Below are 13828 nucleotides of genomic sequence, written 5' to 3' on the forward strand. Positions count from 1 at the left end.
CGGCGGTACATATACGTTTTCCGTAATAAATCTGTCACTCACGCAGAAATAGGTCGCTCCCCTGGCTCAAGGACTACCTGAACATGCAGAAGAAATAAGAAGGCCGCCCCTAACCCGCCCCGCTCATCGAGGGCGGGCACGATGGCTGTGCACTAGGCTTTGCAACAACCCGGCGAGGTACGAGGTGCGACCTCAGGGGTTGTCTCTCTGGTACCGCAACAAGACGTCTGACTTGCCGAAGCCTTCAAACGATCATCGACTTCATCGAAATCCGAGTTGCAAATGCCAGTCTCCGGGAGGACCAGCTCAACCCTTTTGGCCGCATTCCAATCGCCCGCCAATGCCGCGACAACAGACCGTACCTGCTCATACCCCGTCATCAACAAGAACGTAGGTGCCCGGCCATAGCTCTTCATCCCCACAATGAACAAACCTTCCTCAGGATGGGCCAGCTCTACCGCGCCATGGGGTCTAACCGTACCGCAGCTGTGTTCGTTGGGATCAATCATAGGAGCGAGTAACACTGCGCTTTGGGTCGCGGGATCAAGTGCGATACGCAGCTCGGCGAGCAAACTCAGGTCTGGGCGGAATCCAGTCGCCACAATGAGTTCGTCCACAGGTGGAAGAAGCTTCTCTCCCGCCTTCACGACCAGCCCTTGGCCACTGCTTGTGACCTGATCGATGGCGACGTTTTTGAACAACTCGATCACGCCGTCGTTCAGCAACTGGCGAATCTTCAGGCCGAGCTTTCCGCGCTCTTCCAATTGGTCATTCGCCCCACCACCCAAAATTCGATCAAGAGAATTACCCCGGATCGCCCATAGCACTGTGGTTTGCGGCGCCTCCTGAATCAGGCGCACCAGATCCTGGAGGGCGTTAAAAGCGGAGTGACCACCACCCACCACCAGCACTCTTTTGTTGGCATAGCGACTCCGGGCGCGGCCCAGTACCTCCGGAATGCCGTATGCAATGTTCGCTGCATGCTCGATTTCGCCCAAGGCAGGGATGCCATGGGCACCCATCCAGTTCGGTGTCAGGTAGGTGCCCGAGGCCTCAATGACAGCGCTGGCCAGTACATCTCGTTCACCCGATGGTCCTATGACACGCAGTAAAAAAGGAGATGCCGATCTGCCCTGAGTCTTCATTGCATCCTGACCGACGCGCGTGACGGCCAGAACACGGGTATTGAGCTGCAAGTGACGCTTGATCTGTTCGAGGTCCGCGAGAGGTCGAACAAACCGATCCAGCAGTTCACGACCCGTTGGATACTCGTTCTCCGGCGGTGGAATCCAACCATCAGCCAGCAAAAGTTGGGCCGCCTCCTTGTCCACGTTGAACTGCCATGGAGAGAACATCCTCACATGTGCCCATTCTTCAATGCTGGACCCAGCTTTCGAGCCAGCTTCCAGAATCAGCGGTGTGATACCTCTGGCCAGCAGGTGAGCGGCTGCGGCGAGGCCCACTGGACCCGCACCAATTACGGCGACGGGAAGGTGATTGCTCTCCATGATCGACTCCTTCTTCAGGCTGGCTGATTGATTGGAAACAGGCGCTCGACAATCGCGCAGTCGAGCCAGCTACCTTCCAGGCAGGCGTGTTTTTCATACACCCCCACTTGGCGGAAACCGCAGGCTACGCACAGGGCGAGGCTGGCGTGATTGAAGGTAAAAATGCGTGAAAGGACTTTCCAGAACCCCCGAGCTTCGGCTTCTTCCAGCAGTGACTGAAGTAACTGCTTGCCGAGCCCCTGGCCGCGAACACTGCGATCCAGGTAAATGGAAAAATCCGCAATGCCGTCGTAACAGGCACGACTGCGATAGCTACTGAGTCCTGCCCAGCCAACAACCCGATCCGCCTCATCGACCATAACCAACACTGGATAGCGCTCCATTGAGTTGATGCGATCAAGCATGTCTGCCGGGCTTCGAGGAGTCGTTTCAAACGTAGAGCTACGCTCCTCGATCCCCTGGTTGTAGATGGCGGCTATTGAAACAGTGTCGCTGGGTTCAGCTAAACGAACTCGCATTGTTGGAGCCCCATTACGTTGGTAGTAACAACATTACTGGCAAAAAAAAGGGAAATTCTTCCCTTTCAATCCTTGCTCTTCACGACTGGACAGCACTCACTCACGAGCCCGCAGCGAATCTCCGTGGCCCGCGTGATCTGCCTGAGCAAACTCAGCGCTCCCTGCCTGGCTTCAGCCGAGATGTTCTCGATCATCGCTCGCTCCTCAGCAATCAGGTCAGCCCTGATTTTCTCGTATAGCTCACGTCCAGCATCCGTTGCCTGGATCCGTACTGCACGCCGATCTTCATCATCCTCAACGCGGGACACATACCCTTTGCGTTCCAAGGTATCGATCACTCGACTCGCCGTGCTTTTGTCCAAGAACATTTCTTCTGCCAAGACCTGAAGACGCAGAGCACCCCTTTTGACCAGCGTCTCGACGGCATAGCATTGGGTAACCGATACGTCGTAACAGCAAATCCGGTCACGATCACGGAACTGATGGACTCGAACGAGCTGGTTCAACGCTTCATACAAGTCCTCGGAATCCTGAGTGAGCTGATCGTTTTTTCGCTTCGTCATAACCGTCACAAATTAGTTGTTAGATGCAACAATAATCCTGATTTCCCGAAATCGTCAACACCGATCTCTCGATTGACGATAGCCAAAGGAAAGCGCTAGCTTGTTGTCACTGACAACAAAAAATGGACGCATCGGTTGTGACACTTCCAGAGCAGATTCATCCTCCGATCAATCGCTCCAGGCTCGTATGGGCCATGGGTTTCACCCAAATTCTTGCCTGGGGTTCGACCTACTACTTGCCCGCAGTACTTGCGTCTACGATAGCCAAAGAGACGGGATGGTCCATTACCAGTGTGGTGGGCGGCCTGTCCTGGGGGCTGCTGGTAGCGGGAGTTTCCTCGCCGACCGTTGGTCGTCAGATTGATCGCCATGGTGGACGCTCTGTCCTAGCCGCCAGTTCACTGCTGCTGGCTCTCGGCATGCTATTGATGGGACTCGCGGAAAACGTTGCCACCTACTATGTCGCCTGGACCCTGATCGGCGTTGCCATGGCGGCAGGCTTATACGACGCTGCCTTCTCAACCCTGGGACGACTTTTCGGGGAGGAGGCTCGAACGTCAATCACTGGGCTGACCTTGTTGGGTGGCTTCGCCAGCACCATAGGTTGGCCGGTGATAGCGGGACTGGAGAGTTGGATCGGCTGGAGAAACGCCTGCTTTACCATCGCCGCAGCTCATCTGCTAATCGGATTGCCCATTCATGCGCTGTTGATTCCTGGAAGCACAAAGCAACCGCCCCATCCCGTAACAGTAGTATCACCCAATGCATCCGAGCTTCACCCTAGGGCCACCAACCAATTGTTCTTGTTGATTGCCGCCATGCTGACGGTTCTGGCGTTGGTCGTATCAGGTATCTCAGTACACCTGCTCAATGTCCTCAAGCAATTGGGAATCGCAACTGCCGTTGCCTTGGCCATCGGCATGATGATTGGTCCTTCGCAAGTCCTGGCACGGGTGGCGGAGTTTTCCATTGGCAGGAACCTCCATCCAACCTGGTCCGCACGAGCCGGTGTGTTGCTTTGTTTGATCGGGCTTGGACTGCTGATTTCAGGCCTGCCCTGGCTCGCCTTTGTGGCGATAGCACTTTACGGCGCCGGTAACGGCATCCTCACCATCGCTCGCGGCACCCTCCCCTTGGCGCTGTTCGGGCCTCAAGGATATGGCGCACGAATGGGACTGCTCGCAAGACCCGTCCTGGTCGCCCAAGCCTGCGGTCCCATCGCCGCCGCTTACGTTCTGGACAGCTTCGGAGCATCGGTACTGCTTAGCGTGATGTGCGGGTTTCTGTTGCTGTGCTTCATCGCCTCTTGGCGTCTGCCAATTACGCAAAAAGGCAGATAATTGTGATATTCCGGTAGACGCAGTGTTGAGCAGAAAAAAGTCGATACCCAGCATCAAGCAAACACTGGATACGATGCATTGTGAATGAAGCGCATCAAACTAGGGATGATGTGAGAAGCATCCGGTCCAACACCTCTAAGGGTTGCCGAAGCAAAGTTGCGCTGCTTCGGTAATCCCACAAAATACAAACCCGGCACGTGCTCCGCCTTCCCGTTGCGTTGGGTCAGGCTTTCATTGCCCGCCTCATGCAGACCTGCCAAAAAACCAAGGTTCGGACGAAACCCGGTCGCGAAAACCAAACTGTCCACGTCAGTGTGCTGCCCATCAGCCCAGATCACGCCCGTGGACGTTACCTCCGTGAACATCGGCTTGCGCTCAAAAAGTCCCTGCTTGATGGCTCGACGATAGGTGCCATCATCCAGCACGGGGGTACTTTGGTCATTCAGCCAACGAGTCTTCTCCATCCCTGTCCACTTGAGCCAAGCATGAAAATCCACACCGAGGATCTTTTGCGGAAAAAACCGAATCGATTCCCTTGTCGCCAATACGACGCTGCTGACTTGAGCCAATTCATGGGCAATTTGTACAGCTGAGTTGGCAGCACCTATGACCACTACTCGTTGATCACTGAAGCCGTCGACATTTCGGTAATCAGCACTGTGTAAACGTTGCCCGCGAAAACTCCCCAGTCCCTGAATGTCAGGGATGAACGGCTGATTGAATCCGCCAGTGCAAACGATCAATGCTTTTGAGCAGAAACGCTGACCATCAGATGCCTGAAGCAAAAAGAGTCCATCCTCCCTACTCACTCTCTGGATTCGTATGTTCTGCCGAATGGGTAGCTGGAAAGCGTCCGCGTACTGCTCCAAATAACGTATGACTTCATCACGTAGCGGATAGTGCTTAGCTTCAGCTGGAAAAGGCATCCCAGGTAGCGCTGAGTAAGCAGCAGGTGAAAAAAGTCTCAGGCTTTCGTAGTAATTGCGCCAGTTTCCACCAGGCTGGCTCTCGGCATCAAGGATGAGAAATCTGAGATTCTGCTGCCGCAGATGCCAACCACACGCAAGCCCAGCTTGGCCCGCACCAATAACGATGACATCCGTGGGCTCATTAATTACGTTCATGTATGCGCACTCATGCATATATAGAGACAACAAAAAAACTACTCTGGCATACCAGGGCAGCAAAACGGAGCCAGACTCTTCATGTGTTGGAGAATGGCTTCGAGCCGTGTCACCACAGCCGGTCCATCCACCTCGTAGAACATCTGCCTGCTGACTTTGGTAGAGCGGACAATGCCAGCCTCTAATAGCACTTGCAGATGACGGGACACCACTGAACGCTCTTGAGGTAGCTCTTTGGCAATCTCACCGATATCTGCTCGCCCCAGTTGCATTACTCGCTTGAGCACAGCTACCCGCGACGGCTCGCACAGAGCTTTGAAGAAGGCTCCATCGAGAGAGTCGATTGCAGCATCAATTGCACGGCAACGTGTAGAGGTTCGGTTTGTCATGCGGATGACTATATGTGCATATCCATGCACGCGTCAATTGTCCAAATGAGCGTCCCAACAGATATCAATAGCGCCTGATCAATGCCTGCAAGCTCCAGAATGATGAATTCGACCGTCTATATTGGGTTGATTTCTGCCGGTTGCGACTGGCAGAAATCGGCCAAAAGCGGTCGTTTGGGAGAGAACGGATCAGCGCGAAGATGCCGCCAGATCCTCTTCGACGAAGCGCAGCATCGCCTCCGCCAGCGCCTCGCGCGGATAGGCATTCTGTGTCACCAATAGTGAAGCGATGGTCGAATGCGTTCGGGCGATCGGCACTGCCAGTGCCCAATGATCGGCGTTGATAAAGCCCATCAGGCTGCTGCCAGGCACAATCTGATCGTAGAAGATCACTTGGCTGTCGTTGCGGGCATCGATGCGCGCCAGCTTGTTGTAACTCGATTTCAGCACGGCCGAGATGTGATCCGGCTGCGGGAAGGTAACGAGCGAATAGTAGTTCAGTTCGGACGGCAGCCGGTTCTGCGCCAGCCAGCTCTTGCGCGTTGCGGGTCGCAGGCTGTTGATCGCGCCACCGTCGCCCGAATCGCAGGTCGCACCGGGAAAGTGCCGCAACAGGTCCGCCTGGTACTGCTCGGCATCGTTGGCCAGCGCCGAGCCGCCGACTGAGCCGGCTGCGCTGATTACTGCCGCCACGCGGCCGCGGATTTGCGGGTACGCGACCATCGCTTCGAGAATGTCGGGCGCGCCCTTCGAATAACCGATCAGGACGAGGCGCGGCGGTCCGGCTTCGGCTGGCATCGCCATGATCGCGTCGCGTATTTGCCGAGCGTTGTTTGCGGAGCTCGATAAGGCGTCGACCTTGATCTGCACCAGGTCATATCCGAACTGGCGGAGATGAATCGCTACGCTGCCGGGCGCTTGCAGCCATTGCTCGAAGCATTCGTAGCCGACGCCGGCCACCACAGCGCCGATCAGACGGCGTTTCGATTGACCGAGATCGACGGGTTTGCCAGTGCCACCCGGTTCGCTACCGACGCGCGTCAGTGCCTCCTCGCAAGGGCGGCTATCGGGCAGGTCGCTTCCTCGCGTGTCGAGGATCGAGCAGAAAATCTCGCGAAAGCGCGCCCGCTGGTCCTGCACGCCGGCCTGCGACGCAGGGACCAGCACAAGCGGCGGAGTGTCCGTCGAGTAGGCAATCAGCGGCGCGGGTGCGCAGGCGGTGAGCGCAAGGCAGCCAGCGATCATCAGCCATGCCATGCCAGCGCTGCACAACAATGGGTGGGCACCGCACAAACGGCCGGCCGAGTCATCCGGCCTGCCGAACAGGTCACTTGCGGGCATCGTCGACCTCCTTGCGTGCAGGCGATTCGCGCCAGTCCAGATACGGTTCCCAATCGAGCATCTGCACCTGCGACAGGCTGAGCGGCCGCGTCGCAAAGAACATGACCGCACGCAGACCGTCGCTGAAGTAATGGGCGCCGCTGAACGTCGTTCGCGATTGTGCCTGGGACGCGGGACCGACGCCGGTGACGAACCCGAGCTTGTCCAGACCGGCCGAATACATCATGTCCTGGATCAGGAGATTTCTCGCCTCATCGACATCCTCATGCAAGACGAGGTTTTCCGACTCGCGCGGTGCAAAGCGTCCGCCGGTCGGTCTTGCGACCTGCGCGAGATAGACGGAGTGACCCTCGAAGCGCATTGGCGTGTTCCACACACGCACCCAAGTCGCCGGCGCTCCGGCTTGCGATTGCTTGCGAACCACGGCATCGGGCATGCGGCCGAACACACGTTCGGCCGCATCTGCGGGGTGCGCGGCACGCCGGTAGCCGCGACGCACAAATGCGGCGGCAATATCGGCGAACTCACCGACGAGAATCGCATTGAACGGATCGCCGTTCGCCCTGCCGTTCGCGTCAGCGGCGCAGCAGGGAAGGCGCTCCAACGCGGAACGCAACGCGGCCAGATCGTCATAGTCCTTGATCTCGGAACCGTGATGCTGGAACAAGCCTTCGGCAAACCATTTTTCCCCAGCATCGTCCGGCACCCGCAAGAAGAGGGAGAACGGGATCAGCGTCTTTCTCTGCAGCAGATCGATATTCAGCAGCCGCGTAACGCGCTCCGGGTTGATGAACAGCACGCCCGCTTTCGTTTCGCCTGGCAGGACGGGATTCTTGAACCCCAGTTGGTCTAAGTGATCATTGATGCGCACGTTCGCTGCCGGGGTGAATGTCCCGTGCATGGACCAGGCGACTTCGAGTGGCGAGAAATAATCGGGATCGGTTCCCGGCCGCAGCAACAAGAGCGGATCGGCAGTCCGGTTCTGGACTTCGACCCACACAGGCTGCACGCGCGTCTTGTCCAACTCTACTCCCAGCATGCGCCGCCTGTCTTCGGCACTGAGCACGGCGGCGCTGACGCGTATCTCGTGCCTGGTGGCCGTCTGCGCACGTTCACGCAATCCGGAGGTACTGAAATCGGCAGGCGCCTGCCAGGTCGAACAAGCAACGGCTAGCGCAAGAATCGCTACACAACTCATGGTGCACAAGCAGCGCATTGCACATCGCAGAGTACCCCTGGCGCGTGGCGCCGACGGCAAGCGACTCATGGCTTGACCCGCCCCGGTGATTGTCCGCCACTCTCGTAGATTCCCTTCGATAGAAAGAATTCGATTTCCGCCAGGGAGGTGTGCGTGTGATCGAATACCAGGACACAGCGCAGCCCATCCGTGTAGTAAGGATCGGTCGTCAGGTTCTCGCGCGGCGCGCTCTTGGGCGCAGCCCCCACACCCTTCACAAATCCGAACTTGGCCAGCGTCACCGAATACGCCATATCCTGTGTCAGCGCACTGCGCGCTTCGTCGACGTCAGGGTCGATCTTGTGCGTCGTCAGCGTCGCAGAATGCACGGTCAACCGGCTGCCGATATCACGGCTGATCTGTCCGACCCACACCTTCTTGCCGTGATATTCCATCGGACTCAGCCACAGCCTCAGGTGATTGCGCTGGTGGACGTTGTCACGCGCCTTTTGCAAGGCAAGGTCCTGAGCTCGCCCGAACAGATAGAGATCGCTCACCGGCGCATAGGGATAGCGCTCGCCGGCAAGCGCCGAATTAACCATTTTCATGATCGCCCCCGACCACTTTTCCTCGGTTCCACGCCAGCCGCGACGCGCGAATGCGGGGAAGGCATCATCGAGGCCGCCGACGATCACCAGGTTCAGCGGATCGCCGTTCCTGGAACCCTCCTCGTTGGTGACGCAGCACGGCAGCGCCTCCAACGCCGCCTGGAAACTGGCGTCATCCGTGTAGTTCACAATGTCCTCGGGTGGATAGATGCCCTGCCTGAACACTTCGCTGATGTGGTAATCGGCGCGCAGGCCCGGCACGATGGCCAGAACAGAGAAATGCCTCGCCCGCCCGTCTGCCACCAGATCGAGGTTTACGAACTTGAACCCCTCGTCGAGATTGGTCAACACGAAGCCCGAGGTTGTCGCGCCAGGTGCGACAGGGTTGCGGAAGGCCAGCCGACGAAAGTGCCGGTCGAGCGCCGTCCGCTCGTCCTGCGGGACGCCCGAGAAAAATGCTTCGGCCGCCTCGGATGCAGGGAAGAAATTTGGATCGAGGCCCGGTGAAAGCAGATAGTAGGGGCGGTCTTCCCGATTTTTGACTTCGATCCAGACTGGCTGTATCGATGTATTCGCCAGAGGCACGCCGTAGACCGCCTCGCTTTCTGCGGCCGACAGTACGGCGGTCGATACGAGCAAGCCGCCATCGCTGCGCGTCACGGCGCGGCTCTTGTAGTCAAGGCTCGTCGTTGGCGGCGGCTGGGAGGCGCAGCCGGCGAGCGCAGCTGCGATGGCCGTTGCTGAGAGAACGTGTCTCACCATGCGATGCATCGCGTAACCTCATCAACTGAGCTTTACCAATCTTCGCTGGCGCGCCTACGTAATCCGTAGCTACTACGGACATTGGTTTCTACGTCGCAGCTTTTCATCAGGAACCGCCCCGGGAATTGCGCAGGCTTTTTGGGGTGAGTTTCGCCGCCATGGAAGAATAGTCGAACTATCGATTGCAGGCCGCTTCGGCCTCTGCAGGTGATACGTCACCGATGGCTCCAGCGCCGTCGATGGTTGCCCTTTCCCGCCCCGCCCCTCTCGGCACGCTGCTGCCGGGTACCGCTGAGACCTCCCAGTGCCATGCAAGAAACTCCCGACAGTATTTAGGGCGTTTTCACACAGCCTGGGTCGGTTGCAGCCCTTCGCGACAGGCAGCAGTCGGCCATTTCCGGTCGCTCGTGACTGATCACAGTCGACCCGTTGCAAGCAGGCGGCCAGCTTAGAACGAACCTGCGCCTTTCCTCGCGGGTGGGGATTATCCGTGCTGCGTCGAAGCAGGATCCGGCTCATCCTCCACCGGGAGAACCCAATCTTTTCTTGTGAGTAAAGTCGAGGTACCGAGCAACACGCTGCCTGTACAGTGACAGCACAGAACAAGGTAATTACAATTTGATTAACATCCAGCGACTTGAGCGATTGAATACCCCATGGAAAGCAAGACTGCGCGCCTCACTGTGCTCATTGATCCCGTCAAGAAAAAAGCTTTCGAGGAACTCTGTGCAGCACAAGACCTGACGTCTTCGCAGGTTGTCCGCCAACTGATTCGTGACTATCTGGACACTCACGGCGCCAGCTATTCGACCAAGAGCAAGCATGCCGCCAGTACCAAGTCATAACCCAACACTGGCAGTTAGTCTCTAGAGGGTCGACGTACCCTCTACGTGCCTGACAGCTTTAGCCAGCGCGGTGTTGAAGTCGGCGTGGTAATGCTCCGGGCCAATTTCTTGCAGGATACCCACCCTATCGAGCTTGCTGAACACCTTCGTGTTCGCTTCGCAGAGTTTCACCACGATATTGCGCTTGTGCAGCTGCTGAATAACCTCCTCCAACACTTGCAAGCCCGTGATATCCATAAACGGCACGCGCTTCAGACGGATAATCAACAGACGTGGGTCGGTATGGGTCTGTGCTAACACACGCTCGAAGGTCTCAGCCGCACCAAAGAACAGTGGCCCTTCAATCGTGTAAATCAGTATCCCTGGCGGCAAGTGAGAATGGCCATTCGCCCTCAACTCTCCTTCAAGTTCGTGCTCGACTATCTGCTGCACCTCCACGGATGAGGCCATGCGGCGCATGAAGTGCAACATCGCGAGAATGACGCCGATATTCACGGCGATCACCAAGTCACTGAACACTGTGAGGCTGAAGGTGATGAGCAGAATAGACACGTCTGCGCGCGGGGCTCGCTGGACCATGCGCTTGAAGTGTTTCAACTCGCTCATGTTGTACGCGACCACGAAAAGAATGGCAGCCAGGGCGCACAGTGGGATGTTTGAGGCTAGAGGTGCCAGAAACAGAATAATAAGCACCAAGGTGACCGCGTGCGTAATGCCAGCCAGCGGGCTTGTGCCGCCATTACGGATATTGGTTGCAGTACGGGCAATGGCTCCGGTAGCCGCGAAGCCGCCAAACAATGGCGTGACCAGATTAGCCACCCCCTGACCGATCAGCTCCTGATTGGAATCATGCTTAGTGCCCGCCATGCCATCAGCCACCATTGCGGACAAAAGCGATTCGATTGCTCCAAGCATGGCGATCGTGAAAGCCGGACCAATCAAATCGATGACGCGAGACAGCGTGATTTCAGGCAGGCTAAACGCTGGAAGACCTTGAGGTATGCCACCAAATGCGCTGCCAATCGTGGCTACCCCCTCGAAATGAAAGGTTGACTGTATTGCCATAGCTACCGCCATTGCGACCAACGGGCCAGGCACCCGTTTGAGACCGGGAATTTTGGAAGCGGTGATTACCAACAAAAGACTGAGTGCAGCCAGCAGGGTGGTGGCCACATGAAGATCCGGGAGCGCCTGTAGCAAATGCCAGAGCTTTTCGTGGAAGTGCTCTCCACTGATCGCCGGTAAACCGAAAAAGTCTTTCCACTGTCCGACCCAGATGATCACGCCGATGCCGGCGGTGAATCCGACGATCACCGGATCGGGGATAAACTTGATGATTGCACCAAGCCGGGCAATCCCGAGCAATAACAACATGGCGCCCGCCATCATCGTGGCGATTTGCAGACCGTCTACGCCATGCTTGGCCGTAACTCCCGCCAGAATCACGATGAACGCACCTGTTGGCCCGGCAATCTGTAAGCGGCTCCCCCCAAAGAGCGAAACCAGCAGGCCGCCGATGATTGCGGTGTAGATGCCTTGCTCAGGCTTGACGCCAGATGCAATGGCAAAAGCCATTGCCAGGGGGAGCGCCACGACCCCGACTATCACGCCAGACACCAGATTGCGGAGCCAGTGTTTACGCCCCATCAATCCCGCCTTCCAGGCCTCACCAACCGCAATCATGGCTAGCTCCAAAATAGATGTATGCGCATACTATTAACATGCCATGATAATTTAAATACCCTTTATCCACTGCCTCGTGCCGCAGGGAATGCTGATAGCGAAGACTCAGATGGGCTGAACAGGCGTGCACTGCAAATAGAAATTTCCGAGAGCGCGTGTAGCGTGGTGACTGACATGAATCGCAAAACGGTGAAAAGCAAACATGCCGAAGGCGTAACCTTTGACACCCACTTGATCGCAAACCCGACCAATCCCAAGGAGTGGATCGTGTTCTTCAAGAAGGACGCGGGGAGGAGTTATTTTTTGGTTGATGACAACGAAGAGGTCGAGTCTTTCGGACATCTGGATGACTTGATCGCCGAGCTTCGAGACTTGGGCCTCAAGACCGCTGAAATCCATTTCTAACCATTGGATTACGCCTTGGAGACATGATCATGTCAGTGAAAATCGAGTATCTATCCAATCAAAACGAAGCTCTTTGGTCTGTATGCTTCCTGATATGACAGGCAGCTTTGGGTCCAGAGTGTGTAAAAACGCTTCGCCAAAATTGCAGTGTGCGCGTCTACGTTAAATCTGAAATTTATCGGCACATCAGCAGATTTGGATTTTGCGAAGACGCGCGATTTCCAGCCCGGTTTTGAGTACCTGTCGCGCTGAAAAAAGTTTTTACACTGCCTCGGTCGGTTGAATCCGCAGTCGACTACAGTCCTTCGTGACGGGCAGAAATCGACTCTCAGCGCTCACTGGAATTGCGGCCAATGGTCCTGAATTTCATACCATGGAGCCTTGGATGCCACCTCGATGTGTTTCTGCTTGTCCGAGGTGAATGTAGTGTCCAGGGTGCCCAGCGCTATCGAGATCCAATTGGAGTATTCACCTTGGTTTCTTGACCAGAACAGCGAAGAGCCGCACGGGGCGCAGAACTGGCGCAATACTGATTCAGAGGATCTGTACGACTTGATGCCATCGGCGCCTCGGATGAGGTGCAGATCGCCACGCAGTACACTGCCATAGCTGGCGAATGCAGCTCCATGGCTTTTGCGGCATTGGCCGCGATGGCAGTGAGAAAGCGCTTTTGATCGTGACCGGATTTCGTATTTGACGGCGCGGCAAAGGCAGCTGCCCTGGAAGACGTCAGTCATTTTGGAGCACACCTGAGAACGAAGAGACGGCCATTTAAACCGCGAACAGCTTCGGGGTCGACCGGCAGCATCTGGCTGTTTTCTGCCCCTCGCCAAGGGCAGAAATCGGCCAGAAGCAGTCTGTATCGCTTCTGATTTCCTCGACACGTGCGGCTGCCTGGTTTGGGTCGCGTGCCGTCAGTGGCCATAGGTCTCAGTCAATGACGTGGGGAATCAGACCCGGCAAAACCTGATGGTGCTTTTCCTGCACGGCTCTCACAGTGCCTGATAGGCTCGGGTCACCCGTAAGAATCACTCCAAGCTGGAGTGTCATGACGTTAAGCCCATTGCTATTCTGGATGCCACTCTGAATCAGCTCAGGTGGATAGCCTTCGGAGTGTCGGCGCAGAGGGTGAATGCCGCTGTGTACGAACGAGTTCATGGCGTGATAATTCACATCCTTGAAATTCATTAGCATGCTCGATGCCTGCAGAGGAGCCCTTTCGACGATCTCATGGAGCATCTGCGAGAACATCGGGAGTTTATTTGCACTGTGTTCGACTTCCAGTGTGAGTGATGCCGCGAGGGTTTCGACCTGCTGATCCTTAGCCGCATACAGAAGCCAAACGGCTCTTGTAAGGGCTTCATACTGCAAACGCATCATCGCTAGAGCTGACGTGTAGCATTGAGTTCTTACCAGCAGGCGCAGGCTTAGAGCGTGTTCCAGCGCCATGCCGCAAGCCACCATTGCGACCTCATGCCGTGTGCCGGGAAATGGAGTAACTCCCTTCAAAAGGTGAAGGATCTCTATGTGAAGTTCATCAGATCTATTCAGAAAATCTTCCATCT

At 56.5% G+C, this 13828-nt stretch carries 14 protein-coding genes; 3 read left to right on the forward strand and 11 right to left on the reverse strand.

Annotated elements, in window-relative coordinates; translation table 11 throughout:
- Positions 1–152: 152 nt before the first annotated feature.
- The 3 genes from CKW16_RS11280 to CKW16_RS11290 all read right to left on the reverse strand — a co-directional run bounded on the left by CKW16_RS11280 (position 153) and on the right by CKW16_RS11290 (position 2589).
- Entirely contained in the window at positions 153–1508 is a 1356-nt protein-coding gene (locus CKW16_RS11280; RefSeq protein ID WP_095128481.1) for an NAD(P)-binding domain-containing protein, read from the reverse strand.
- Between the two features lie 14 nt (positions 1509–1522).
- Positions 1523–2026, reverse strand: coding sequence for an arsinothricin resistance N-acetyltransferase ArsN1 family A (locus CKW16_RS11285; protein ID WP_095128482.1), 504 nt, complete (start codon positions 2024–2026; stop codon positions 1523–1525).
- Positions 2027–2091: 65 nt separating this feature from the next.
- Positions 2092–2589: a MarR family winged helix-turn-helix transcriptional regulator gene (locus CKW16_RS11290; protein ID WP_095128483.1), complete on the reverse strand. Its 498-nt coding sequence runs from the start codon at positions 2587–2589 to the stop codon at positions 2092–2094.
- Between the two features lie 194 nt (positions 2590–2783).
- Here CKW16_RS11290 and CKW16_RS11295 point away from each other — a divergent pair, with 194 nt between their 5' ends.
- On the forward strand, positions 2784–3929 hold the full coding sequence (locus CKW16_RS11295) for an MFS transporter (protein ID WP_095128511.1): 1146 nt from the start codon (positions 2784–2786) through the stop codon (positions 3927–3929).
- Between the two features lie 53 nt (positions 3930–3982).
- On the opposite strand, the gene CKW16_RS11300 is transcribed toward CKW16_RS11295, so the two are convergent.
- The 5 genes from CKW16_RS11300 to CKW16_RS11320 form a co-directional block, all read right to left on the reverse strand.
- Entirely contained in the window at positions 3983–5053 is a 1071-nt protein-coding gene (locus CKW16_RS11300) for an NAD(P)/FAD-dependent oxidoreductase (protein ID WP_095128484.1), read from the reverse strand.
- Positions 5054–5091: 38 nt separating this feature from the next.
- Complete coding sequence (locus CKW16_RS11305; RefSeq protein ID WP_095128485.1) at positions 5092–5442, reverse strand: helix-turn-helix transcriptional regulator; 351 nt, start codon at positions 5440–5442, stop codon at positions 5092–5094.
- 189 nt (positions 5443–5631) lie between these two features.
- Positions 5632–6783, reverse strand: a complete 1152-nt coding sequence (locus CKW16_RS11310; RefSeq protein ID WP_218244060.1) for a hypothetical protein — start codon at positions 6781–6783, stop codon at positions 5632–5634.
- Positions 6770–7807 (reverse strand): LssY C-terminal domain-containing protein, encoded by a 1038-nt coding sequence (locus CKW16_RS11315; RefSeq protein WP_218244061.1) that lies wholly within the window; start codon positions 7805–7807, stop codon positions 6770–6772. The genes CKW16_RS11310 and CKW16_RS11315 overlap by 14 nt, the downstream gene beginning before the upstream one ends.
- Positions 7808–8046: 239 nt before the next feature.
- Positions 8047–9339 carry an LssY C-terminal domain-containing protein gene (locus tag CKW16_RS11320; RefSeq protein WP_095128487.1) on the reverse strand — a complete coding sequence of 431 codons (1293 nt, stop codon included), beginning with the start codon at positions 9337–9339 and terminating at the stop codon, positions 8047–8049.
- Positions 9340–9986: 647 nt separating this feature from the next.
- Here CKW16_RS11320 and CKW16_RS11325 point away from each other — a divergent pair.
- Positions 9987–10175 (forward strand): ribbon-helix-helix protein, CopG family, encoded by a 189-nt coding sequence (locus CKW16_RS11325; RefSeq protein ID WP_095077032.1) that lies wholly within the window; start codon positions 9987–9989, stop codon positions 10173–10175.
- Between the two features lie 21 nt (positions 10176–10196).
- On the opposite strand, the gene CKW16_RS11330 is transcribed toward CKW16_RS11325, so the two are convergent.
- Complete coding sequence (locus tag CKW16_RS11330; RefSeq protein ID WP_095128488.1) at positions 10197–11858, reverse strand: SulP family inorganic anion transporter; 1662 nt, start codon at positions 11856–11858, stop codon at positions 10197–10199.
- Between the two features lie 174 nt (positions 11859–12032).
- Here CKW16_RS11330 and CKW16_RS11335 point away from each other — a divergent pair, with 174 nt between their 5' ends.
- Positions 12033–12263 carry a hypothetical protein gene (locus tag CKW16_RS11335; RefSeq protein WP_095128489.1) on the forward strand — a complete coding sequence of 77 codons (231 nt, stop codon included), beginning with the start codon at positions 12033–12035 and terminating at the stop codon, positions 12261–12263.
- A gap of 335 nt (positions 12264–12598) precedes the next feature.
- Here CKW16_RS11335 and CKW16_RS11340 read toward each other — a convergent pair whose 3' ends face one another.
- Positions 12599–13000: a GFA family protein gene (locus CKW16_RS11340; protein WP_095128490.1), complete on the reverse strand. Its 402-nt coding sequence runs from the start codon at positions 12998–13000 to the stop codon at positions 12599–12601.
- Between the two features lie 193 nt (positions 13001–13193).
- The gene (locus CKW16_RS32545; RefSeq protein ID WP_256580474.1) at positions 13194–13826 is read right to left on the reverse strand and encodes a hypothetical protein; all 633 of its coding nucleotides are present in this window, start codon (positions 13824–13826) and stop codon (positions 13194–13196) included.
- Positions 13827–13828 lie beyond the last annotated feature (2 nt).

Source organism: Pseudomonas sp. Irchel s3h14 (assembly GCF_900187425.1).
Lineage (GTDB): Bacteria > Pseudomonadota > Gammaproteobacteria > Pseudomonadales > Pseudomonadaceae > Aquipseudomonas.

Bases quoted from the DNA above. Each gene is read 5' to 3' on its own strand.
- CKW16_RS11280 (WP_095128481.1), bottom strand. From the start codon at position 1,508: ATGGAGAGCAATCACCTTCCCGTCGCCGTAATTGGTGCGGGTCCAGTG.
- CKW16_RS11285 (WP_095128482.1), bottom strand. From the start codon at position 2,026: ATGCGAGTTCGTTTAGCTGAACCCAGCGACACTGTTTCAATAGCCGCC.
- CKW16_RS11290 (WP_095128483.1), bottom strand. From the start codon at position 2,589: ATGACGAAGCGAAAAAACGATCAGCTCACTCAGGATTCCGAGGACTTG.
- CKW16_RS11295 (WP_095128511.1), top strand. From the start codon at position 2,784: ATGGGTTTCACCCAAATTCTTGCCTGGGGTTCGACCTACTACTTGCCC.
- CKW16_RS11300 (WP_095128484.1), bottom strand. From the start codon at position 5,053: ATGAACGTAATTAATGAGCCCACGGATGTCATCGTTATTGGTGCGGGC.
- CKW16_RS11305 (WP_095128485.1), bottom strand. From the start codon at position 5,442: ATGACAAACCGAACCTCTACACGTTGCCGTGCAATTGATGCTGCAATC.
- CKW16_RS11310 (WP_218244060.1), bottom strand. From the start codon at position 6,783: ATGCCCGCAAGTGACCTGTTCGGCAGGCCGGATGACTCGGCCGGCCGT.
- CKW16_RS11320 (WP_095128487.1), bottom strand. From the start codon at position 9,339: ATGCATCGCATGGTGAGACACGTTCTCTCAGCAACGGCCATCGCAGCT.
- CKW16_RS11325 (WP_095077032.1), top strand. From the start codon at position 9,987: ATGGAAAGCAAGACTGCGCGCCTCACTGTGCTCATTGATCCCGTCAAG.
- CKW16_RS11330 (WP_095128488.1), bottom strand. From the start codon at position 11,858: ATGATTGCGGTTGGTGAGGCCTGGAAGGCGGGATTGATGGGGCGTAAA.
- CKW16_RS11335 (WP_095128489.1), top strand. From the start codon at position 12,033: ATGAATCGCAAAACGGTGAAAAGCAAACATGCCGAAGGCGTAACCTTT.
- CKW16_RS11340 (WP_095128490.1), bottom strand. From the start codon at position 13,000: ATGACTGACGTCTTCCAGGGCAGCTGCCTTTGCCGCGCCGTCAAATAC.
- CKW16_RS32545 (WP_256580474.1), bottom strand. From the start codon at position 13,826: ATGGAAGATTTTCTGAATAGATCTGATGAACTTCACATAGAGATCCTT.